The sequence below is a fragment of the Nonomuraea montanisoli genome, assembly GCF_013363975.1.
GTDB lineage: Bacteria > Actinomycetota > Actinomycetes > Streptosporangiales > Streptosporangiaceae > Nonomuraea > Nonomuraea montanisoli.
In genome coordinates this window covers 164,172-186,381 of the sequence record NZ_JABWGN010000016.1, presented here as the reverse complement: position 1 = coordinate 186,381, position 22,210 = coordinate 164,172, and the positions used below count along the sequence as shown (strand labels likewise).

At 72.3% G+C, this 22,210-nt stretch carries 18 protein-coding genes and 1 pseudogene; 9 read left to right on the top strand and 10 right to left on the bottom strand.

The window, feature by feature from the left end:
* The first annotated feature begins 125 nt into the window (after window positions 1-125).
* A complete protein-coding gene (locus tag HTZ77_RS35575) occupies window positions 126-827 on the top strand; it encodes a GntR family transcriptional regulator (RefSeq protein ID WP_175594133.1) in 702 nt (233 codons plus the stop codon).
* 24 nt (window positions 828-851) lie between these two features.
* Here the strand turns inward: HTZ77_RS35575 and HTZ77_RS35570 are convergent, their stop codons facing one another.
* Both HTZ77_RS35570 and HTZ77_RS46905 read right to left on the bottom strand, forming a co-directional pair.
* Window positions 852-1,745 (bottom strand): serine/threonine-protein kinase, encoded by an 894-nt coding sequence (locus HTZ77_RS35570; protein ID WP_175594132.1) that lies wholly within the window; start codon window positions 1,743-1,745, stop codon window positions 852-854.
* Between the two features lie 65 nt (window positions 1,746-1,810).
* Window positions 1,811-3,883, bottom strand: coding sequence for an HsdM family class I SAM-dependent methyltransferase (locus HTZ77_RS46905; RefSeq protein ID WP_235995626.1), 2,073 nt, complete (start codon window positions 3,881-3,883; stop codon window positions 1,811-1,813).
* A 75-nt stretch (window positions 3,884-3,958) separates the two neighbouring features.
* On the opposite strand from HTZ77_RS46905, the gene HTZ77_RS35555 reads away from it, so the two are divergent.
* Window positions 3,959-4,729: a PP2C family protein-serine/threonine phosphatase gene (locus HTZ77_RS35555; RefSeq protein ID WP_175594131.1), complete on the top strand. Its 771-nt coding sequence runs from the start codon at window positions 3,959-3,961 to the stop codon at window positions 4,727-4,729.
* Window positions 4,730-4,813: 84 nt separating this feature from the next.
* Complete coding sequence (locus tag HTZ77_RS35550) at window positions 4,814-5,722, top strand: CHAP domain-containing protein (RefSeq protein WP_328808961.1); 909 nt, start codon at window positions 4,814-4,816, stop codon at window positions 5,720-5,722.
* 54 nt (window positions 5,723-5,776) lie between these two features.
* Here HTZ77_RS35550 and HTZ77_RS35545 read toward each other — a convergent pair whose 3' ends face one another.
* Entirely contained in the window at window positions 5,777-6,829 is a 1,053-nt protein-coding gene (locus HTZ77_RS35545; RefSeq protein WP_175594129.1) for a glucose 1-dehydrogenase, read from the bottom strand.
* Window positions 6,830-6,915: 86 nt separating this feature from the next.
* Between HTZ77_RS35545 and icmF the strand changes: the two genes are divergently transcribed.
* Together icmF and tpx are read left to right on the top strand one after the other, a co-directional pair.
* On the top strand, window positions 6,916-10,218 hold the full coding sequence (gene icmF, locus HTZ77_RS35540; protein ID WP_175594128.1) for a fused isobutyryl-CoA mutase/GTPase IcmF: 3,303 nt from the start codon (window positions 6,916-6,918) through the stop codon (window positions 10,216-10,218).
* 84 nt (window positions 10,219-10,302) lie between these two features.
* Window positions 10,303-10,803 (top strand): thiol peroxidase, encoded by a 501-nt coding sequence (tpx, locus tag HTZ77_RS35535; protein ID WP_175594127.1) that lies wholly within the window; start codon window positions 10,303-10,305, stop codon window positions 10,801-10,803.
* Between the two features lie 84 nt (window positions 10,804-10,887).
* Here the strand turns inward: tpx and HTZ77_RS35530 are convergent, their stop codons facing one another.
* Window positions 10,888-11,691: an SAM-dependent methyltransferase gene (locus HTZ77_RS35530; RefSeq protein ID WP_175594126.1), complete on the bottom strand. Its 804-nt coding sequence runs from the start codon at window positions 11,689-11,691 to the stop codon at window positions 10,888-10,890.
* Between the two features lie 165 nt (window positions 11,692-11,856).
* On the opposite strand from HTZ77_RS35530, the gene HTZ77_RS35525 reads away from it, so the two are divergent.
* Window positions 11,857-12,636 (top strand): helical backbone metal receptor, encoded by a 780-nt coding sequence (locus HTZ77_RS35525; protein WP_235995625.1) that lies wholly within the window; start codon window positions 11,857-11,859, stop codon window positions 12,634-12,636.
* A gap of 13 nt (window positions 12,637-12,649) precedes the next feature.
* On the opposite strand, the gene HTZ77_RS35520 is transcribed toward HTZ77_RS35525, so the two are convergent.
* Genes HTZ77_RS35520 through HTZ77_RS35500 form a run of 5 tightly spaced genes read right to left on the bottom strand, consistent with a single transcriptional unit; the run spans window position 12,650 to window position 17,944 of the window.
* On the bottom strand, window positions 12,650-13,816 hold the full coding sequence (locus HTZ77_RS35520; protein ID WP_175594125.1) for an ROK family transcriptional regulator: 1,167 nt from the start codon (window positions 13,814-13,816) through the stop codon (window positions 12,650-12,652).
* Window positions 13,817-13,819: 3 nt separating this feature from the next.
* Entirely contained in the window at window positions 13,820-14,740 is a 921-nt protein-coding gene (locus HTZ77_RS35515) for a carbohydrate ABC transporter permease (protein WP_328808957.1), read from the bottom strand.
* Complete coding sequence (locus HTZ77_RS35510) at window positions 14,724-15,635, bottom strand: carbohydrate ABC transporter permease (protein WP_175594124.1); 912 nt, start codon at window positions 15,633-15,635, stop codon at window positions 14,724-14,726. The genes HTZ77_RS35515 and HTZ77_RS35510 overlap by 17 nt, the downstream gene beginning before the upstream one ends.
* A complete protein-coding gene (locus HTZ77_RS35505; protein WP_175594123.1) occupies window positions 15,632-17,023 on the bottom strand; it encodes an ABC transporter substrate-binding protein in 1,392 nt (463 codons plus the stop codon). The genes HTZ77_RS35510 and HTZ77_RS35505 overlap by 4 nt, the downstream gene beginning before the upstream one ends.
* Window positions 17,024-17,056: 33 nt before the next feature.
* Window positions 17,057-17,944 carry a sugar phosphate isomerase/epimerase family protein gene (locus HTZ77_RS35500; protein ID WP_175594122.1) on the bottom strand — a complete coding sequence of 296 codons (888 nt, stop codon included), beginning with the start codon at window positions 17,942-17,944 and terminating at the stop codon, window positions 17,057-17,059.
* A 113-nt stretch (window positions 17,945-18,057) separates the two neighbouring features.
* Here HTZ77_RS35500 and HTZ77_RS35495 point away from each other — a divergent pair, with 113 nt between their 5' ends.
* From HTZ77_RS35495 to HTZ77_RS48870, 3 genes and pseudogenes are all read left to right on the top strand, one after another.
* Window positions 18,058-19,086, top strand: a complete 1,029-nt coding sequence (locus HTZ77_RS35495; RefSeq protein WP_175594121.1) for a zinc-binding dehydrogenase — start codon at window positions 18,058-18,060, stop codon at window positions 19,084-19,086.
* 4 nt (window positions 19,087-19,090) lie between these two features.
* The gene (locus HTZ77_RS35490) at window positions 19,091-19,876 is read left to right on the top strand and encodes a sugar phosphate isomerase/epimerase family protein (protein WP_175594120.1); all 786 of its coding nucleotides are present in this window, start codon (window positions 19,091-19,093) and stop codon (window positions 19,874-19,876) included.
* Window positions 19,873-21,051 (top strand): annotated as a pseudogene (locus tag HTZ77_RS48870) (MGH1-like glycoside hydrolase domain-containing protein); the annotation flags it as partial. The gene HTZ77_RS35490 and the pseudogene HTZ77_RS48870, both read left to right, overlap by 4 nt.
* Before the next feature lie 9 nt (window positions 21,052-21,060).
* On the opposite strand, the gene HTZ77_RS35480 reads toward HTZ77_RS48870, so the two are convergent.
* Window positions 21,061-22,155 (bottom strand): zinc-binding dehydrogenase, encoded by a 1,095-nt coding sequence (locus HTZ77_RS35480; RefSeq protein ID WP_328808956.1) that lies wholly within the window; start codon window positions 22,153-22,155, stop codon window positions 21,061-21,063.
* Window positions 22,156-22,210: the final 55 nt, after the last annotated feature.

Here is a 22,210-nt window from a genome sequence, read left to right as displayed (position 1 = left end):
TCGGACGCGGGCCGGGCCGGACGGCCCGGCGCAGGGGACACGGCGGGCCCGCTGCTCGGCAGGCACGGGTACGCTCCTCCAGGGCCTTGTTGTGAGGCGGGAGCTTGCACGCTCAAGGAGAAGTGATGACCACGCCAGAAGGGCCGGCCAGGGGCGTCGCGGCCGAGGCCGGTGAGCGGCGCAGGCCGCCCACGGCGCAGCAGTTCGTCCTGGGGGAGCTGCGGCGCGCGATCACCACCGGCAGGCTGCGGCCCGGCGACCCCATCCGGCAGGAGGCGCTGGCCGAGGAGCTCGACGTGAGCCGCGTCCCGCTGCGCGAGGCGCTCAAGACGCTCCAGGGTGAGGGCCTGGTCACCTACCAGGCCCACCGGGGCTACTTCGTCGAGCGGCTCTCGCTCGCCGACCTGCGCGAGGTCTACCTGATCCGGGAGCTCCTGGAGGCCGAGGCGGTGCGCCGGGCGGCCGGGCGGATCGGCGACGAGGCGCTGCGGGCGGCCGAGCGGGCGCAGGCGGAGGTCGAGGAGGCCGCCGCGGCGGGCGACGTGCTGGCGATGGCCGCGGCCAACCGGCGCTTCCACATGACGATCTTCGAGGCGTCCGGGCTGCCGCGCATGGTCCGGATGATCAGGACGCTGTGGGACTCCACCGACGCCTACCGCTCCGTCTACTACGGGGAGCCGGCCAACAGGGAGCGGGTCATCGAGGAGCACCGAGCCGCGCTCGACCTGTTGCGCCGCCGCGACGCCGAGGGGGCCGCGCGGGTCCTGGCCGCCCACCGGGCCCACGCCGTGACCGCCATCGAGGCCGTCCTCCCCGACGCCCCCTGACCGCTGAAGCGTTTCGGCGCTCGGTCAACCGGTGAGAACGCGGCCGACCATCCGCGCGTACATGCGGCCCGGGCTCGGCGCCTTGGCCAGGAAGCCGGGCAGCATGGGCAGGCCCACCGCGTACGGCTCCAGCCGCTCGTACAGCTCCTCGGCCCCGGAGGGCCGGTCGTCGGGCTGCTTCTCCAGCAGCTCGGACAGCAGCGCGTCGAGCCCGGCCGGCAAACCCGGGATGTCCGGGGGCCGCTCCTTGACCTGCTTCTCGAACACCACGTAGTCCGTCGGCCCGGTGAAGAGCTGCCGGCCGGTCAGCATCTCGTGCAGCACGCAGCCCAGCGCGTACAGGTCGCTGCGCGGCTCGGCGACGCCCCGCTGGATCTGCTCGGGCGCCATGTAGGCGGGCGTGCCGAGAATCTGGCCGATCCGGGTGAACGTCGTGACGTCGGCCTCGCGCAGCATGGCCAGGCCGAAGTCGAGCACCTTCACGCTGCCGTCGGGGCACAGCATGAGGTTGGTGGGCTTGAGGTCGCGATGGCAGATCGCCAGGGCGTGCGAGGCCGACAGCACCGCGCACGCCTGCGCGGCGATGGCGGCGGCCCACGGGACCGGCAGCGGCCCGTGCTCGCTGAGCACGTCGGCCACGGTGACGCCCTCGATGAACTGCATCACCTGGTACAGCCGCTGCTCGTGGGTGCCGAAGTCGTAGAGCACCGGCGCGCCCGGGTGCTCCAGCCGGGCCAGGATGCGGGCCTCGCGGATGAAGCGGCGCTCCATCTCGCCGTCCGGCCCGCCGCTCGGCAGGCGTAGCAGCTTGACCGCGACGCGGCGGTCGAGGTGACGGTCGTGGCCCGCGTAGACGGCTCCCATGCCGCCCTGCCCGAGGGGGAAGTGCTCAAGCACATAGCGGTCGCCGATGACCATTCGCCCCTCCAAGCCGCCTTTCGGGAAAAACTACACCGTCAGGCACCCCGGCGGCCGAGCTCGCCTCACTGATCGAAGCCATGCGCAGGCGGGTGCAGGTGGCCGTCGGCCAGCCCGTCGAGGCCCAGACGGATCAGTGTCTGCCCCAGGACGGAGGTCTCACGCAGCGCGTCCTCCAGCACCGCGAGTTGCCGGAACGCCTCGCCGTACGCGCTCTGCTCCTTCAGCGTCAGGCGCGGCAGGCGGGTGCGGCGCACGTCGAAGCGGCTGGAGCCGGTCGTCGCCCGGCCCCCGGCGGCCCGCAGGAAGCCGGCCAGGAAGTCGGGGTCGAGCCGGCGCTGGTCCACCCGGTAGAGCGTCAGGTGGGGCCCCAGCACGCAGCCGCCCTCGGCCATGACCCGGACGCTGGAGTAGGAGGCCACCACGTCGCCGGGGCGCACCTGCACGAGCCCCTGCTGGGCGCTCGCCCGGCCGGAGGGCGGCGTGCCGCCGGCCACGTCGTCGGCGGTCAGCACCGGCAGGTCGCCGCCTTCGGCGGCCATCTTGGGCGGCGCCTGGAGCACGGTGACCAGGCCCTCCTTGATGAGGTCGCCGACGGTGGTGGCGGGCTGGTCGAGCGGCTGGTCCAGCACCTTCAGGTCGGGCGGCGTCGCGGCGGCCGCGAGGAAGCGGTCGCGCGCCTCGGTGAAGGCCCGGCCGACGTCGTCGCGGCGCTGGTGCCGGGCGGGCGTCATGTCCACCTCGTCGGCCAGCAGGTCGATGATGCGCACCGTACGGTCGGAGCGGTCGTCGAGGTAGGCGCGCCAGGCCGGCTCGACGGCGGACAGGTCGGCCGTCGCGTCGAGGATGAGCACGTCGGACGGCGGGCGCTCGCCCGCGCGCGGCCGGCGCAGCAGCCACAGGTCGGAGCCGGGCAGCGCCACGACGCCGCGCAGGGCGCCGGCCCGCAGCAGGTTGGCCCGGATGCGGCGGCCCGCCTTGCGGCTCGCGGCGGCGGGCGGCATGAGGATGGCGACCAGGCCGCCCGGCCGGACGTGGGTCAGGCAGTGCTGCACCCAGGCCAGCTCGGGCTCGCCGCGCGGCGGCAGGCCGTACTCCCAGCGCGGGTCGCCGGTCAGCTCCTCGTAGCCCCAGGCGCGCTCGTTGAACGGCGGGTCGCACAGGACGGCGTCGGCCTTCTCCCCGGCGAAGGCGTCGTGGCGGATGGCGTCGCCGGGAACGATCCGCGCGTCGGCGCCGCGCAGCCTCAGCCGGGCCGCGGTGATGCGGGCGGAGGCGCCGCTGAGGTCCTGCCCGAGCAGGCGGGCGGCCTTCGGGGCGAGCAGCAGCGTGCCGACGCCGCACGCGGGGTCCAGGATCGTGGCCGGCCGCTCGATACCGGGAACCCAGGGTTCCCCGCCCCCGGCCGGGCCACCGCCCGCCGAGCCGCCCCCGACCGGACCGCCGCCTGCCGGGCCACCGCCCGCCGAGCCGCTCCCGGCCGCGCTTCCGCCCGCCGGTCCACTCCCGGCCGGGCCCCCGCCCGCCCGGCCGCTGTCCGCGGCGCGGTGGCCGGTCGGTGCCGCGCGCTGGGCCTGGGGAGTCTTCACGCGATGGCCGTCCGAGGCCGCGGTGAGAACCACGGCGGGACGGCCGACCGTGGGGTGGCCGAGCGTGGGCCGGCCGTCGGCGGCCGGGGCGGCGCCGACCAGGCGGACCATCAGCTCGGCGACGTCCTCGCGGGTCACCGAGAGCTGGCGCGAGTGGGCCTCCAGATAGCGCTCGCACAGGAACTCGTACGCCGCGAGCGGCCCGTGCCGCTCGGCCAGTTCGGACACCAGCCCGGCCAGCTCGGGCTCCAGCTCGGTGCTCCCGGTGGAAAGAAACTCACCCGCCTCGGCCACAAGGTCACCCAGGCGTAGATCTCCGGCGGCTTTCAGGCGCTGCCACACACGATCTCCCAGGGATACCTGGTAGGACTTCCCATAGCGCCGCAGCCACGCCTCGACCTGCCGCAGCGAGAACAGCGGCTGGTTGGCGGTTCCGCCCACGGGGCGGGGGAAGTCGTCGTGGCGGCGTCGCCAGTTGCTCACCGCGGCGCGCCCGACCCCCGCGAGCCGGGCGATGTCCCCGGCGTTCACGGTCGGATCGTGGCTCATGCGACCACAGTAGTTCACAAGAGTCTTCAGCGCATCTGCTTGTGAAGTCTTTCAACCAATGATTTACTGCTAGGTATGAAGCACAACATCCGCTATGCCGCCGGATCAGATGTGGGGCGCCGCAGGGAGCAGAACGAGGATTCCGGCTACGCGAGCGGCCGGCTGCTCGTGGTGGCTGACGGGATGGGCGGCCACGCGGCCGGCGAGCTCGCGAGCTCGGCGGCGATCGCCGTCATGCGCGAGCTGGATGCCACGCTTCCCGAGACGGGCGCCGACCTGGAGGCGGCCCTTGAGGGCGCCGTGCACGAGGCGGCGCGCCGGCTGGTCGAACTGGCGGAGATCGACCCGGCACGCAGGGGCATGGGGACCACGGTGACCGCCATGCTCTGGGACGGCTACCGGTTCGCCCTGGCTCATCTCGGTGACTCCCGCGGATACCTGCTTCGCGATGGTGCTCTTTACCAGATGACCAAGGATCACACACTTGTGCAGTCGATGGTGGACGAAGGGCGGATAACGGAGGATCAGGCCGCCGTTCATCCCCGGCGTTCCATGGTGCTGCGGGTGCTCGGCAGCGAGGGCCGGGCCGAGCCCGACATGGCGCTGCGCGAGGCCGAGCCCGACGACCGCTACCTGCTGTGCTCCGACGGCCTCACGGCCGTGCTCGGTCCCGAGATGCTGCACGAGGTGCTCACCACGCATCCCGACCCGGCGATGGCCGTGCAGCGCCTCATCGACCTGGCCAACGAGGGCGGCTCGCCGGACAACGTGACCGTGATCGTCGCCGACGTGGTGGCGCCGGGCACGGGCGACGAGCAGGTGTGGCGCGTGGGCGCGGGCGCGTAGCCGCGTCACTTCCGTCACAGGAGTCCCTTTTCTCCCCAGAGCTCGCCACTTTCGCGGTGCGCGGCCCGCGCTCGCCGCGCGGCGATTACCGTACATCGTGATCGTCCGGATTTTCTGGGAGGAGTCGCGCTGGACCCCATCGCGGAAGCTCTGCTGAAACAGGTCCGCAAGGAGATCGGCTACCGGGAGAAGGGCGGCCAGCAGACCAAGTTCGGCCACTGGTACGCCGAGCGCGTCCAGGACGCCCAGTACCGGGACGCGCCCTGGTGCGACATGTTCATCGCCTGGGCGGCGGACCGGGCCGGCATCACGGACTACGTCGGCAGCTTCGCCTGGACGCCGTCCCACGCCGCGTGGTTCATCAAGCAGGGCGCCTGGTCGTCCAGGCCCGAGCCGGGAGCGCTGGTCTTCTACGACTGGAAGGGCGGCAAGAGCTACCAGGGCGTCGACCACGTCGGCATTGTGGAGAGCGTCTCCGGTGGCAAGATCCACACCATCGAGGCGAACGTCGACGGCGTCTGGCTCAAGCGCAAGGTCCGCGAGACCGACAAGGTCGTCGGGTACGGCCTGCCGCGCCTGGTCAAGGCCAACGCCACGCTGAACGAGATCCGCTCCACCGAGCACCCGCTCGCACCGGTGCTCCGGGAGCGGGAGCCCCAGGGGTCGGTGTTCGACGTGCTGGGGACGCCCCACGCGCTGCTCGCCGTCATGGTGCTGACGACGATCGTGCTCTCCTTACGCTTCGCCGGACGCCGCCGCGGCACCCATCGCCGCCTCGCCTGGCCCTGGAGCGCCCCGTCACGCCGCGACCACGGCCTGTCCTGGATCGACGCCGACCCCGCCTGGACCGAGGACGACCCCGCCTGGACCGACGCGGACCACGAGCAAGCCTGGGCGGACCACGAGCGCGCCTGGTCCGGCCCCGAGCGCGGGAGCGACGGCGAGCGGGTCCCCGTGGTCATCGGCCGCCGCCCGTACGAGCCGGAACCCTGACGCGAGCCGGAACCCTGACGCGAGCCGGAACCCCGACGCGAGCGAGGACGCCGGTCAGCCGGTGAGGTCGATGACCAGCTTGACGTCGTCGCCCGGCCCGCCGAACGCCTCCAGCGCCCGCTCCAGCGGCAGCCGCCTGGTGATCAGCCGTTCCAGCCAGGCGCAGTCGGCCGCCGCCAGCGCGTCACCCGCGGCCCGGAAGTGGCGCAGGTTGGCGTTGACCGAGCCGAACACCACGTCGTTCTCCAGCACCATGTCCCGGTTGATGCGCCCCACGTCCGCGTCCAGCACCTTGCCGGGGGCCGAGACGCCGGTCAGGCACACGATGCCGGCCGAGCCGCTCATCACCATCGAGTCGAGGACCATCGTGCCCGCCCCCGTGGCCTCGACGATGATGTCCGGGCGCAGGTCGCGCACCGGCTCCAGGGAGCTGCCGGAGTGGAAGGCCGCGCCGAGCGCGCGCACCAGGTCCGGCTTGAGCCCTCCGGAGGCGCGGTCGACGACGTGGACCTCCAGCCCGCGCTGCGTGGCGAGCAGGGCGGCCAGCAGGCCGATCGGCCCGGCGCCGACGACGAGCGCCGTGCGCGGCTCGAACCAGGAGCGCGCCCCGATCCGCTCGATGTGCTCCCATGCCTTGGCCACGACCGAGGTCGGCTCCATCAGCATCCCGACCCGCTCCAGCCGCGGGTCGATGCGCACGGCGTAGTCCTCCTCCACGGTCCACAGCTCGCTGCCGTAGCCGTCGAGCGCCTTGATGCCGCGCTCGGTGTAGCGGCCGTTGCGGCACATGTCGAACTCGCCTCGGGCGCAGGCCGGGCACGGCACCGGGTCGGGGCGGCGCACCACGCCCACGACGAGGTCGCCGGGGGAGAAGGAGGACCCCTCCGGCGCCCGGAGCACGCGGCCCAGCGACTCGTGGCCGAGGATCATGCTGTCCTTCTCGCCCCGCCAGAACCCGTACTCGCCGGAGGCCAGCTCCCGGTCCGTGCCGCAGATGCCCAGGGCCAGGCCCTGGACGAGCAGCTCACCGGGGGCGGGCTCGGGATCGGGCACGTCCTCGACGCGGAGCGACCCGCGGGTGTCCGGCCGCAAGGTGAGTGCGCGCATGACCGACCTCTACCCGGCAGGCGACAGGAAATAGTAGGACGTCCTAGTATCTTGAGGGTAGGCCGCTCAAAGAGGAGTGATCAGGCGTGCACGTACCGGTCCATCCCGTCCGCTTCGTGACGGCAGCCGCGCTGTTCGACGGCCATGACGCCGCGATCAACATCATGCGCCGCATCCTCCAGTCGCAGGGGGCGGAGGTCGTCCACCTGGGGCACAACAGGTCGGTGGACGAGATCGTCACCGCCGCCATCCAGGAGGACGCCCAGGGCGTCGCGGTCAGCTCCTACCAGGGCGGCCACGTCGAGTTCTTCACCTACCTGGTCGACCTGCTGCGCGAGCGCGGCGCGGGTCACGTCAAGGTGTACGGCGGTGGCGGCGGCGTCATCGTCCCGGAGGAGATCGAGCTGCTGCACTCCCGGGGCGTCACCCGGATCTTCTCGCCCGAGGACGGCCAGCGCCTCGGCCTGCCCGGGATGATCAACAAGCTCGTCGAGGAGTGCGACGTCGAGCTGGGCGACCCGCCGCCGGCGGAGGCCGTGGTCTCGGGCGACCAGGCCGCGCTGGCCCGCGCGATCACCCTGATCGAGTCCGGCCGCGCCCCGGCCGAGCTGCTCGACCGGCTGCGCGCCGTCGGCGGGTCCCGCGCGGAAGGCGAGCCCGGTGACGCCGAGATGCTCGGCGGCCTGCGCGCGCCCGTGCTCGGCATCACGGGCACCGGCGGCTCCGGCAAGTCCTCGCTCACCGACGAGCTGGTCCGGCGCCTGCGCGTGGACAACGACGACAAGCTGCGCATCGCCGTCATCGCCATCGACCCCACCCGCCGGCGCGGTGGCGGCGCCCTGCTCGGCGACCGCATCCGCATGAACAGCCTCGGCCCCCAGACCTACTTCCGCTCGCTGGCCACCCGGGGCGCGCCCAACGAGGTGCCCGCCTGCCTCGACGACGTGGTCGCCGCCTGCCGCGCCGCCGGCTACGACCTGGTGATCGTCGAGACGCCCGGCATCGGCCAGGGCGACGCCGGGATCGTGCCGCACGTGGACGTGCCGATCTACGTCATGACCCCCGAGTTCGGCGCGGCCTCCCAGCTCGAGAAGATCGACATGCTCGACTTCGCCGAGGCCGTGGTGATCAACAAGTACGAGCGGCGCGGGGCCGAGGACGCCCTGCGCGACGTGCGCCGCCAGCTCGTGCGCAACCGGGAGGCGTTCGGCGTCTCGCCCGACGACATGCCGGTGTTCGGCACGATCGCGGCCCGCTACAACGACGCCGGGGTGACGGCCCTCTACCAGCACCTCAAGGGCATGCTCGTGGACAAGGGCCTGCCCGCCGGGCCCGGGCTGCTGGCGCCGGTGCGCGGCCGCACCTCCGAGACCTCCGAGGCCATCGTCCCGCCCGCGCGGGTGCGCTACCTGGCGGAGATCGCCGAGACCGTCCGCGCCTACCACGCCGAGACGCTCGCCCAGGCGGAGGCGGCCCGCCGCCGCCAGCAGATCGCCGCCGTGCGCGCGCTCCTCAGGGGCGACGGCGGGGGGAGCGCCGACGGCGGGAGCGCAGGGGCCGGGAGCGCCGGGGGCGAGGAGCGGCTGGCCGGCCTGGAGGAGCGGGCCGAGCGGGAGCTGACCGAGGAGAGCCGGGCGCTGCTCGACTCCTGGCCCGCCACGCGCGAGCAGTACACCGCCGACGAGCTGGTGGTCCGCGTGCGCGACCGGGAGATCCACACGCCGCTGTGGCGCGAGACGCTGTCCGGCAACCGCATCCCCCGGGTGGCGCTGCCCCGCTACAGCGACCATGGCGACCTGCTGCGGTTCCTGCGCTCGGAGAACCTGCCGGGCCGCTTCCCCTTCACCGCCGGCGTGTTCGCGTTCAAGCGCGACGACGAGGACCCCACCCGGATGTTCGCGGGGGAGGGCGACCCGTTCCGCACCAACCGCCGCTTCAAGCTGCTCTCGGAGGGCCAGCCCGCGACGCGGCTGTCCACGGCGTTCGACTCGGTCACCCTGTACGGCCACGACCCCGACCTCCGCCCCGACATCTACGGAAAAGTCGGCACCTCGGGGGTGTCGATCGCGACGCTCGACGACATGAAGGCCCTCTACGACGGCTTCGACCTGGCGGCGCCCAACACGTCCGTGTCGATGACCATCAACGGCCCCGCGCCCACCATCCTGGCCTTCTACCTCAACGCGGCCGTCGAGCAGGCCCTCGACCGGTTCCGGGCCGAGCGGGGACGCGAGCCGTCCGAGGCGGAGGTGCGCGACCTGCGCGCCCGCACGCTGGCCACGGTCAGGGGCACGGTCCAGGCCGACATCCTCAAGGAGGACCAGGGGCAGAACACCTGCATCTTCTCCACCGAGTTCTCGCTGCGGATGATGGCCGACATCCAGGAGTGGTTCATCGCCAACGGCGTGCGCAACTTCTACTCGGTGTCGATCTCCGGCTACCACATCGCCGAGGCCGGGGCCAACCCGATCAGCCAGCTCGCCTTCACGCTGGCCAACGGCTTCACCTACGTCGAGGCGTACCTCGCGCGCGGCATGGACATCGACGACTTCGCGCCCAACCTGTCGTTCTTCTTCTCCAACGGCATGGACCCCGAGTACAGCGTGCTCGGGCGGGTGGCCCGGCGCGTGTGGGCGGTCGCGATGCGCGAGCGGTACGGCGCCGCCGAGCGCTCGCAGAAGCTCAAGTACCACATCCAGACCTCGGGCCGGTCGCTGCACGCCCAGGAGATGGACTTCAACGACATCCGCACCACGCTGCAGGCGCTGATCGCAATCTACGACAACTGCAACAGCCTGCACACCAACGCCTTCGACGAGGCGGTCACCACCCCGTCGGCCGACTCGGTGCGCCGGGCCATGGCCATCCAGCTCATCATCAACCGCGAGTGGGGCCTGGCCCGCAACGAGAACCCGCTGCAGGGCTCGTTCATCATCGACGAGCTGACGGACCTGGTCGAGGAGGCCGTGCTCGGCGAGTTCGAGCGGCTGTCGGACCGGGGCGGCGTGCTGGGCGCCATGGAGACGGGCTACCAGCGCGGGCGCATCCAGGACGAGTCGATGCTGTACGAGATGCGCAAGCACGACGGCTCGCTGCCGATCATCGGCGTCAACACCTTCCGCAACCCGCGCGGCGACGAGCCGCACGAGCGCAAGCTGGAGCTGGCCCGGGGCACCGAGGAGGAGAAGCGCTCGCAGCTCGACCGGCTCGGCGCCTTCCACGAGCGGCACCGGGCCGAGGCGCCCGCCGCGCTGGCCCGGCTGCGCGAGGCGGCGATGTCCCGCTCGAACGCCTTCGAGGTGCTGATGGACGCGGCGCGCGTGTGCTCGCTCGGCCAGATCACCGAGGCCCTGTTCGAGGCCGGAGGGCAGTACCGGCGCAACGTGTGAGGACACCCCGGGCTGCCCCGGGGTGACCGCTCGGCCCGCCGATAGGATCGCCACCGGGGACCACAGCTAACAGGAGGTTTTCTCATGTCCGAGATCTCGTTCAAGGGCAACCCGGTCACGGTGGGCGGCACGTTCCTGGAGCAGGGCGCCGAGGCTCCCGCGTTCAGCCTCGTGGGCAAGGACCTGAGCGACGTCACGCTCGCGTCGTTCGGCTCCTCGGTCAAGGTGCTCAACATCTTCCCGAGCGTCGACACCGGCGTGTGCGCCGCCTCGGTACGCCGCTTCAACCAGGTCGCCGCCGAGCACCCGCAGGCCGTGGTGCTGTGCGTGTCGGCCGACCTGCCGTTCGCCCAGCAGCGCTTCTGCGGCGCCGAGGGGATCGACAACGTGGTCATGCTGTCGCTCATGCGGGGCCGCGAGTTCCTGACCGACTACGGCGTCGCGCAGGAGTCGGGGCCGCTGGCCGGGCTCGCCGCCCGCGCGGTGGTCGTGCTCGACGGCGACAACAAGGTGATCCACTCCGAGCTGGTCCCGGAGATCGCCCAGGAGCCCGACTACGAGGCCGCCCTCGCGGCCCTGAAGTAACCGGCCGGGTCCGCGCCGGGGCGTCGCGCCGGCGCGGACCCGTCAGGGCGCCCGGCCGTGGCCGGCGCCTCCGGCGGCGGCCCGCTAGTTCTTGCGGCCGACCCCGCACACGATGAGCGACGACTGCGGGTCGTCGGCGAAGTCGATCATGTCGGTCTGGTCCGGCCGCCACTGCGGCAGCCACACCAGGCCCGGCTCGATCAGGTCGAACCCGTCGAACAACTCCCTGACGCGCTCGCGGCTGCGCAGGGTCAGCGGCGAGGTCGCGCTCCGGTAGACCTCGACGCCCTTGTCCACGGCGTCGGGCCGGGCGTCGCTGGTGCCGTGCGACACCACCAGGCAGCTACCGGGGGCCATCACCTCGCGCAGCGTCCCGATGATCTCCTCAGGGCCCTCGTCCTCGGACACGAAGTGCATCACCGCGACGAGCAGCACGGCGACGGGCTTGCTGAAGTCCAGCAACCCCGTCACGTCGGGGTTCTTCAGGATGCCGCCGGGGTCGCGCACGTCACCCTCGACGACGACGGTGTTGGCGTCGTCGGCCAGCAGCGCGCGGGCGTGGACGAGCACGACGGGGTCCCGGTCCACGTAGACCACGCGCGCCCCCGGCGCGGCCTCGCGGGCGACCTCGTGCACGTTGCCCTGGGTGGGTAATCCCGTGCCGATGTCGAGGAACTGCGTCACCCCGCTCTGCGCCAGGAAGCGGACGGCCCTCCCCAGGAACGCCCGGTTGGCCCGCGCGGCGAGACGCACCTCGGGCGCGACGGCGAGGATCTTCTCGGCGGCCTCACGGTCGGCCGGGAAGTGATCCTTGCCCCCGAGGTAGTAGTCGTACAGCCGGGCGACGTTGGGCGTGTTCGGATCGAAGCCCAGCGGTTCTCGCTCCAACCGGAGATCCCCCGATCAAGACGTAACGATCTTTATGGGGGATTCTACGGATTCGTTATGGAGCTTGTGGAGGACCTGCGCACATTCGGCTCAGAATTCACGGTATTTCACTCATTTTCGGTCAGGGCGCAGGCGATCCCGAACAGGGCAGGATGGGATCGTGACATGGAGACGGCGATGACGGAGGCGGGCGTGCGCGACGACACCGGGGCGGCCGTGCGGGTGCCCGGGACCGTGACCAGGATCGTGTCCCTCGTGCCGTCGCTCACCGAGTCGGTGGCGGCCACCGTGCCCGGCGCGCTGGTCGGCGCCACCGACTGGTGCTCGCACCCCGCCGGCCTGGACGTCACGCGCGTGCGCGGCACCAAGAACCCCGACCTCGACGCGATCAGGAGCCTGCGCCCGGACGTGATCCTGGCCAACGCCGAGGAGAACCGCGAGCCCGACATCGCCGCCCTGCGCGAGGCCGGTCTGGCCGTCTGGGTCACCCGGATCGAGACCCTGGACCAGGCGTTCGCCTCCCTGGAGCGGATGTTCGCGGGGGCGTGCCGCACCGAGCCGCCCGCGTGGCTGGAGGAGGCGCGCGAGGTCTGGCGGAAGCCGGAGGAGGGGCCGCGGCGCACGGCGGTCGTCCCCATCTGGCGGCGGCCGTGGATGGTGGTGGGGCGCGACACGTTCACCGGCGACGTGCTGCGCCGGCTCGGCGTGGACAACCTGTACGCGGGGCACGCCGAGCGCTACCCCAAGGTGCCGCTCGCCGAGCTGACCGCCCGGGCGCCCGACCTGGTCGTGCTGCCCGACGAGCCGTACGCCTTCCACGCCGAGGACGGCCCCGAGTGCTTCCCCGGCCTGCGGTGCGCGCTGGTCAGCGGGCGCGACCTGACCTGGTACGGCCCCTCCCTCGTGACCGCCCGCGCCCGCCTCGCCCGCGCCCTGGCGAGCTGAGGTCCTCCCGCGCTCAGGCGCCGGTGCGGGAGCGGCCGGCCGGGGCGGCGAGGACGGCGTCCACGGCCTCGGGGCTGAGCACGTGCTCCATGACGATCACCGCCGTGCCGACGATCCCGGCCCGCTGCCCCAGCGTGCTGGTCACGATCCGCAGGTTGCGCGTCGTGTACGGCAGGCTGCGCCGGTAGACGCTCTCCCGGATGCCGGTCAGGTAGTGCTCCCCGGTCTCGGCCATGTCCCCGGCCAGCACCAGGACGCCCGGGTTGAGCAGGCTGACCGCGGTCGCCAGCAGGACGCCGAGCGTGCGGCCCGCCTCCTGGGCATGGGCGATGGCGGCCGGGTCGCCGGCCTGGACGAGGCGCACCACGTCGCGGCTGGTCTCCACCCCGAGGTCGGTGGCTAACGCGTGGCCGCTGGCCAGCGAGGCGACGCAGCCGCGCGAGCCGCACGTGCAGACCCGGCCGTCGCTCTCGCGCAGCCGTACGTGGCCGAGGTTGCCGGCGGCGTCCTCGGCGCCCCGGTAGACGGCGCCGTCGAGCACCACGCCGGTGCCGATGCCGGTGGAGACCTTGACGAGCAGCAGCGCCCGGGTGCGCCGCCACGACGACCACCACTCGCCGAGCGCCATCGCGTTGGCGTCGTTCTCCACGAGCACCGGCACGCCGAACGCCGAGCTGAGGCTCGCGCCGATCGGATGGTCGTCCCAGCCGGGCATGACGAACGAGCGCAGCAGCCGCCCGGTGTCGTGGTCCACCGAGCCGGGCAGGTCGACGCCGATGCCGCACACCCGCTCGGACGGCACGCCCGTACGGTCGAGCAGCCGCTGGAACGCCTGCCGCACCCAGGTGAGGACGGCGTCGGGCCCGCGGTCGATGCGCATCTCGGTGTGCTCCTCGGCCAGCGACCGGGCGGCGAGGTCGGTCAGCGCGACGCGGGCGTGGCCGGCGCCGAGGTCGGCCACGAGCACCAGCCGCTTGTCCGCGTCGAGCTCGAGCACCGAGGGCGGGCGGCCGCCGCCGGAGCTGGCCACGCCGGACTCGTGGATGTAGCCGGCCTCGATCAGCCGGTCGACCCGGTCGGTGATCGTGGACCGGGACAGTCCGGTGTACTCGATGAGCTCCTTGCGGGTGCGGCAGGACCCATCACGGATGAGCTGGAGGATGTGCCCTGCCGTCAGCATCGTCTACCCCTTCTCCGCTCCCGCCGTGAGGCCCTCGGTGAGCAGGCGCTCGCTGGCGAAGAACACGATCACGATGGGCAGCGTCAGGACCACCGATCCGGCCATGAGCACCGTGGTCGGGATCTCGATGCTGCCCGCGAGCTGGGAGAGCCCCAGGGAGACCGTCCAGCTCTCCCGCCTCTCGACGAGGAAGAGCAGGGCGAACAGGAACTCGTTCCAGGCGATCATGAACACGTAGAGGCCGGTCGCCATGAGCGCGGGCTTCGACAGCGGCAGCACGACCCGCCAGATGGTCGACAGGCGCGTGCAGCCGTCGATGGCGGCCGCCTCCTCCACGCTACGCGGCACCGTCTCGAAGTAGTTGCGGAGCATGTATACCGTGACCGGCACGGTCTGCGCGATGTAAACGAGGATGAGCCCGAGCAGCGACCCGCGCAGCCCCATCATCGTGAAGAGCACGAAGAGCGGGATGGCCAGCACGATGGCCGGGAAGAGGTAGACGGCCAGGAACAGGAAGTGGACCTGCCGGTGCCCGAAGAAGCGCAGCCGGGCCACCGCGTACGCGCCGGGGACGGAGATCAGCAGCGTCACCACCACGGACGCCACGGCCACGATCGCGCTGTTGCGCATGAACGTCAGGAATCCCTGCCGGTTCAGCACGTCGGCGTAGGTGTCGAGGGTGAGCCGGCGCGGCCACAGCGAGCCGGGGTCGAGGATCAGCTCCTGGATGTCGCGCACCGACAGCGTGACCATGTAGAGGAACGGGAACGCGGTGACGGCGACGAACACGGCGATCACCAGCGGCTTGAGCACGCGCAGCGCGGCCCGCTCCACCCGGTCCCTGCTCATCGGCCGCCTGCGCCGCGCGCTCGCGGGCCGCTCGCCTCCGCCGGCGGCCAGCGCCGGCTCAGCGGTTCTGCTCACGTTCGCCTCCCGCGAAGAACCTGAGGTAGAGGGCCAGGAAGACGACCAGCACGACGGCGAGGACGATCGCCTGCGCCGCCGAGGCCCCGATGTCGTCACGCGAGGTCAGGAAGTTGTAGACGCGCACGCTGACCACCTCGGTCCCGGCCCCGCCGCCGGTCAGCAGGTACACGTCGTCGAACTTGGTGAAGGTGAACATGAAGCGCAGCACGGCCAGCAGCGCGACGATCCGCCAGAGCTGCGGCATGATCACGTACCGGAAGCGCTGGGTGGGCGTCGCCCCGTCCACCACGGCCGCCTCCTCCAGGTCGGCGGGCAGCGCCTGGAGCCGGGCCAGGATGAACAGGAACGCGAACGGGAAGTAGCGCCACGCCTCGAACGCGATGACCGTCAGCAGCGCCACCGGCACCTCGACCCCGAGGAAGGTGCCCTTGGCCTGGCTGAGGAAGGCGATCGGCTGACTGAGCCAGGTGTTCACGATGCCGTACTGGGGGTTCAGCATCGTCTCCCACAGGAAGGCGACGGCCACGACCGGCGCCACGTACGGGATGAGGATGGAGGCCCGCACCAGCGTGCGCCCCTTGAAGCGGTCGCGCAGCGCCAGCGCGGCGACGAGCCCGATCGCGATGGACAGCGCCGTGCCGGCCACGGTGTAGACGAGCGTGTTGACCAGGGCCGGCCAGAAGCCCGGCTCGGAGAGCACGTACCGGAAGTTCTCCAGCGTGTAGCCGCCGAACAGGCCCTTGCTCCGGATGTTGATGAGCCGCACGTCCTGGAAGGCCAGCATGACGGCCCACAGCAGCGGCAGCACGACCACGACCAGGGTGATGACCAGGGTGGGCGAGATCAACGCCAGCCCCGCCCGTCCCTCCTGTTTTTGAAGGGTGAGGCTCACTGGCGGATCCCGCGCTTGATGGTCTCGACGTCCTTCTTGGCCTGGGCGGCGGCCTGCTCGGGCGTCAGCGAGCCGTCCACGACCTGGCTGAGCGCCTTCGGCACCGGCAGCTCGCCCATCGTGGCGCCCACCAGCTTGCCCTGGCCCTGCGTGATGCCCCAGCGGGCGAAGCTGTCGGGGCCGGCGCGCAGCGCGTCCAGCACGGCGGCCGGGTAGACCTCGGCCAGCGGCTTCTTCGTGTCGACGCCGGCGGGCAGCTTGTTCCAGGCGGCGGCGTAGCTCTTGCGGGTGGGGAACTTGCCCTCCGGCGCCATCCCGATCCACCGCTCGTAGCCCTCGTTCATGGCGTACGCGACGAACTTGGCGGCGGGGTCCTTGGCCGCGTCGCGGGTGACGACCCACGAGACGATCTCCCCGTACTGGGCGGGCGCGCTGCCGTCCGGCCCCTTCAGGGCGGTGACGACGCCCGTGTTCTTCGCCAGCCATCCCGGGTCGTCCTTGCACTGCGCGCAGCTCGGCAGCGCGTCCTTGCGCAGCCCCGCCAGCTCGTCGAGGATGAACGACGACCAGATGACCATGGCCGCCTTGCCGGAGAAGTAGGTGGCGCGGGTCGAGTCGACGTCCTGCTTGCCCTTGACCGAGTAGTTCTTGACCAGCCCGGCGTAGAAGCCGAACGCCTTCACGCACTGCGGCGAGTCGAGCGTGACGTTGCCGGAGGCGTCCACGAGCTGGCAGCCGTTGGCCAGGGCCACGTGCTCGAAGCTCTGCGCGGTGAAGGAGTCCTTGGGCGCGATGGCCAGCGTGATGCCGGCGACGCCGCCGGTGTTGAGCTTGCGCGCCGCCGCCTCCAGCGCCTCGTACGTGTCGGGCGGCGCCAGGCCCGCCTTGTCGAACAGGTCCTTGCGGTAGAGGACGAGCTGGGCCCAGCCGTCGCTGGGCACGGCCAGCAGCTTCCCGCCGGAGCTGTCGAGGTCGAGGGCGCGCCGCGAGAACGAGTCGCGGCCGAGCTGGTCGACGACCTTGGCCGGGGTGTCGGTGTCGAGCAGGTCGTCGGCCTCCAGCTCGCGCACCGACGACAGCGGGAGGGCCCCGATGACGTCGGGCAGCTTGCCGGCGGCCGCGGCCGAGGTGACGATCTGGCTGAACTGGTCCTCGGCCACTCCGACCAGGTTCACCTTGATCCCGGTCTTCTTGGTGAAGTCGGCGGCGATCCGCTGCTGCACGGCCATCCGGTCCGGGAGGTTCTCCTCGGTCCAGACGGTGATCTCGTTGGCCGCCCTCTCGTTCCCGCCGCCGCACGCGGTCAGCGTGGCGGCGGCCATCAGGGTGACACTCGTGGCGGCAGCCATCAGGGTGACACTGAGGACGGCGGTGGTGCTCTTCGGCATGGCGCGCTCCTCGTCCACGGGGATATGCCGCCCTTACCCCCGCACAAGGTGACGCAACGTCCGGTACGCGATACCGAGACCGCTCTGTACCCTCTCCGTGCTGCCGGTCCACTCGGGGTCCTCGTGCTCGACCGAGACCACCCCGTCGTAGCCGCCCCGGCGCAGCGCGCCGATCACCTCGCCCCACTGGATCTGCCCCAGCCCCGGCACCCGGAAGCGGTACCAGCCCTTCTCGCCGCTGATCGGGCCGTAGTAGCCGAAGCGGTTGATGGTGCCCGGCAGCAGCTCGACGTCCTTGGCCTGCACGTGCGCGATCTGCGACACGTACGGCATGGCCGCCGCGACGGGGTCGATGCCGAGCGCCACCAGGTGCGAGGGGTCGTAGTTGAGCCGCAGCCCGAGCGTGAACATCCACTCCCACAGCTCGGGGGAGTAGGCCAGGTTGCCCGGGTAGCCGTCGGGATGCCAGCTCTTCATCAGGCAGTTCTCGATGACCAGGTCCACGCCGTGGTCGCGGGCGTAGGCGACGAGGGGGCGGAAGACGCCGTCGGCGCGTTCGAGGTTGTCGCGGACCGACAGGCCGGGGTCGCGGCCGACGAACGTGCCGACCGTGGGGCAGCCGAGCGCCGCGGCGGCGTCCACGCAGCGGCGCACGTGCGCGTTCACCTCCGCCCCTGCGCGAGGGTGCAGATTGTTCTCGTAATAGGCGATCGAGGAAAGGGTGAGTCCGGTCTCTGCGAAGATTCGCCCGACCCGCTCGCATTCGGCGCCGTCGAAACGGTCCACTCTGATGTGATTTCGGGTATCCGTCGACGGCCATCCGGCGACTTCGAGCGCCTCGTAACCCTGCTCGACGGCCCACCGGGCGACATCCACGAGATCGAGCTCGGGAAGACAGGCGGTCAGGAAACCCAATTTCATTCTTACCTCCTAACGAAGTCCTAGACTTAAGAGTGCTATCCGCTCAACTATGGTCTGCATGTTCGTACTAATTCCTTGACTTCCGTTTGATCAATAATCGTAAGCGTGGGGGAATGCGCGTCATCACGTTTGAAGGGCCGGGCCGTGTCCTTGTCGGCTCCGAGCCGCCCGCCGCTCTCGACCCGGGCTCCGTCCGGGTCCGCACGCTCTACTCCGGGGTTTCGGCCGGTACCGAACTCACCGCCTACCGCGGGACCAACCCGTACCTCACCCGCCGCTGGGACGTCGGGCGCCGGCTCTTCGTGGACGGCCGCACCCACGCCTACCCCCTCACGGGCTGGGGCTACCAGGAGGTCGGCGAGGTCGTCGAGGCCGCGCCCGACGTCGCCGACCCGCCCGTCGGCAGCCTCGTGTGGGGCATCTGGGGCCACCGGGCCGAGGCCGTCGTGCCCGCCGAGCGGCTGGCCGGTCACGTGCTGCCGCCCTCCGCCGACCCGCTGACCGGCGTGTTCGCCCGCGTCGGCGCCATCGCGCTCAACGCCGTCCACGCCGCCGACGTCCATCTCGGCGACCAGCTCGCCGTCTTCGGACAGGGCGTCATCGGCCTGCTCGCCACCCGGCTGGCCGTGCTCAGCGGCGCCCGGGTCGTCGCGGCCGACGCCATCCCCGCCCGGCTGGAGCTGGCCCGCGCCTTCGGCGCCGCCGAGACCTTCGACGTACGCGCCGGCTCGGTCGCCGAGCTGGTCCGCAAGCGCGTCGAGGGCGCCGACGCCGCCATCGAGCTGAGCGGCAGCCACCTGGGCCTGCACGAGGCCATCCGGACCGTGCGCAGGGGCGGCCGGGTCGTCGCCGCCGGCTTCTACCAGGGCGACGCGACCGGCCTGCGGCTCGGCGAGGAGTTCCACCACAACCAGGTGCAGCTCGTCTCCTCGCAGATCGGCGGCGTCGCCTCCTGGCTGTCGCACCGCTGGGACGTCGAGCGGCTCCAGCGCACGTTCATGGAGCTCGTCCACCGGGCCGAGGTGGGCGTGCTCGGGCTGGTCAGCCACGTGGTCCCGGCCGGCGACGCCGCCGCGGCCTTCGAGCTGCTCGACCACCGGCAGGCGGACGTCCTCCAGCTCGTCTTCCGATTCGAGGAGTGAGACAGTGCAGCTTTCCGTCCAGGAGCAGCTTCTGCCCGGCCGCACCCTGCAGGAGAAGTTCGCCTTCGCGCTCGACGCCGGCTTCGACGCCATCGAGCTGCGCGGCAAGGGCGACTTCCACTTCGCCACCCGCCTCACCGAGCTCAAGCGGGCCCGCGCCGACGGCGTCGTGATGCCGACCGTGTGCGTGGACATGCCGCACTTCATCGGCGACTTCGACCCGGTCCTGCGCAAGGACGCCATCCAGCAGCTCAGGTCCCAGCTCACCGTGATCGCCGAGCTGGGCGGCATCGGCGTCATGACCCCGGCCTCCTGGGGGCAGTTCTCGCGCCGGCTGCCGCCGTTCGAGCCGCCCCGCGGCCCCGACGAGGACCGCGAGGTGCTGGCCGAGGCGCTGGCCACGCTGGGCGAGCACGCCCAGCGCAACGGCGTGCTCATCATGCTGGAGCCGCTCAACCGGTACGAGAACCACATGGTGAACACGCTGGCCGAGGCGGTGTCGTACTGTTCGATGGACACGATCCGGGTGGCAGGTGACACGTACCACATGAACATCGAGGAGGACGATCCCTGCCGCTCGATCCTGGAGGCCGCCCCCTACCTCGCGCACATGCAGGTCAGCGAGTCCAACCGCAACCAGCCCGGCACCGGCCACCTCGACTGGGCGGCGCAGCTCGCCGCCCTCGACGCCGCCGGCTACGACGGCTATCTCGCGCTGGAATGCCGCCTTCGGGGTGAGCCGGAGATCGTCCTTCCCCAGACCGCCTCCTTCATCAGGAAATTCCTATGATCCTCCGCGACGCCGTCCGCGTGCTCGTCGCCAACTGGGACGGCAGCTACACGGTCCCCTCCCGCACCCTCTACCCCCACCAGTGGAGCTGGGACTCCGCCTTCATCGCGATCGGCAACGCCCGGTGGTCGCCGCGCCGGGCCCGCTCGGAGCTGCTGACGCTGTTCGGCGCGCAGTGGCGCGACGGCCGGGTGCCGCACATCGTGTTCAACCCGGCGGTGCCCGAGGGCGCCTACTTCCCCGGCCCGGAGTTCTGGCAGGTCAGCGCCCCGTCCGGGGTCAGGACCTCGGGGATCGTGCAGCCGCCCGTCCACGCGCTGGCCGCCTGGCGCGTCCACCTGGCCGAGCCCGACCCGGCCTTCCTGCGGCGGATCTATCCGCGCCTGGTCGCCCAGCAGGAGTTCCTGCGCTCGGCCCGGCGCTCGCCCGAGGGGCTGATCTCGATCGTGCACCCCTGGGAGTCGGGCATGGACAACAGCCCGGCCTGGGACCTGCCACTGGCCGTCGTCGAGCCCGAGCCGTCCGCGTTCGTGCGCCGCGACACCACCCACGTCAGCGTGGAGGAGCGGCCCACCGACCGCGACTACGCGCGCTACACCTCCCTCGCCCGCGCCTACCGCGACACCGGCTACCGCCGCTCCGACGCCTTCCGGGTGGAGGACCCGCTGTTCAACGCCGCGTACGGTGTGGCGGAGGTGGCGCTGGGGCGGATCGCGCGGGTGATCGGGCTCGACCCCGAGCCGCACGCCCGGGAGGCCGCCGCCGTCACCTCCGCGATGGCCGAGCACCTCTACGACGACGGCCTCTTCCACGCCCGCGACGTGCTCACCGGCTGCCTCGTGCGCTCCAACAGCGCCGCCGGACTGACCCCGCTCATGCTGCCCGGCCTGCCCCGTGAGCTGGTCAACGAGCTGATCGGCACCGGGCTCGACCGGTTCGGGCTCAAGGACGGCGTCGTGCCCAGCTTCGCCCCGGCCGCGCCCGAGTTCGACCCGGTGCGCTACTGGCGGGGCCCCGCCTGGATCAACCTCACCTGGCTGATCTGGCGGGGCCTGCGGCGACGCCGGCCCGACCTGGCCGCGCCGCTGGCCGAGGGCATGGTCAGGGCCGTCACCGCGTCCGGGTTCCGCGAGTACTTCGACCCGTTCACGCTGGAAGGGCACGGCTGCCACGACTTCAGCTGGTCAGCCGCCCTCATCCTGGACGTCGCCGCGCAGGACGGCCTGGACGGAGTGACGCCGGCGGGCGGCCAGATCCGCGAGGAGGCGCGGCGCCTCGGCGAAGCCGGCGACCTCGGTGACGAGGTGCTCGCGTAGCGCCGCACCACGCCGTTCGAGCAGGGCGACCGTCTCGTACGACAGCCGCTCCCGGTCCCAGGCGTGGGCGAGCCCGCGCGGCACCCGGCCGATCTGCGCGCACCGCAGCGACAGCCCGTTGTGGTGGAACTCCTCGCCGAGCCGCACCTCGTCCGCCCCCTGGGTGTAGAAGGCGAGGTCCACGACCGTGCCCTGCGGGCGCAGCATCCGCAGGGCCAGCGCGAGCGCCCTGGCCTGCCCGCGGCACTGGAACACCACGTCGGCGCCCCGGTCGTCGGGGCCGTGCCGCCAGCGGCGCTTCAGCTCCGCCGCCGGGTCGCCGTCGCCCGCGTTCACGGCCAGCGGGCGGGCGCCCAGGGCTTCGGCGATCAGCAGCCGCTCGGGCGTCTCGTCGGCCACCACGACCTCCGCCGCGCCGTGCTCCAGCGCGAACGAGGCCGTCAGCAGCCCCACCACGCCCGCCCCGACGACGGCCACGCGCCGCCCGCGCACGCCGTCCCCCAGGTCACGCACGGCCGGCCCGTGCAGATCGGCGGCGGCGTGCAGCAGCCCGTTGGCGCAGATCGGCCCCATGTGGGCGACGTAGACGCCGAGCACCGGGTCGAGGCCGGGCGGCAGCTCCACGAAGCGGTCCGCCAGCGGGTCGGCCACGTAGCCGGTGCGGTGGCCGTAGGCCATGGCCACCAGCGCGCCCTCGCGCACGGCCCCGGTGCGGGTCTCGGCCACCCGGCCGACCTGCATGTACCCGATGCCGCGCACGGGATAGGCGAGCGCCGGGGCGCCCGGCCGGAACAGGCCGAGCGCCCGGTCCCACGAGGCGGCCAGGTACGGGTTGGTGCCCTTGACGTAGGTCAGCTCGGTGCCGGCGGAGATCCCGCTGTAGACGGTCTCCACCCGGAAGCCGCCCTCGGGCACCGCGGGCAGCTCCTCCTCGACCAGCGTGACCTCGCCGGGCGCCGCCACACAGAGCACGCTGCTGCGGACTGTCGCATCGGTCGCTTGGGTCGCTTGGGTCGCT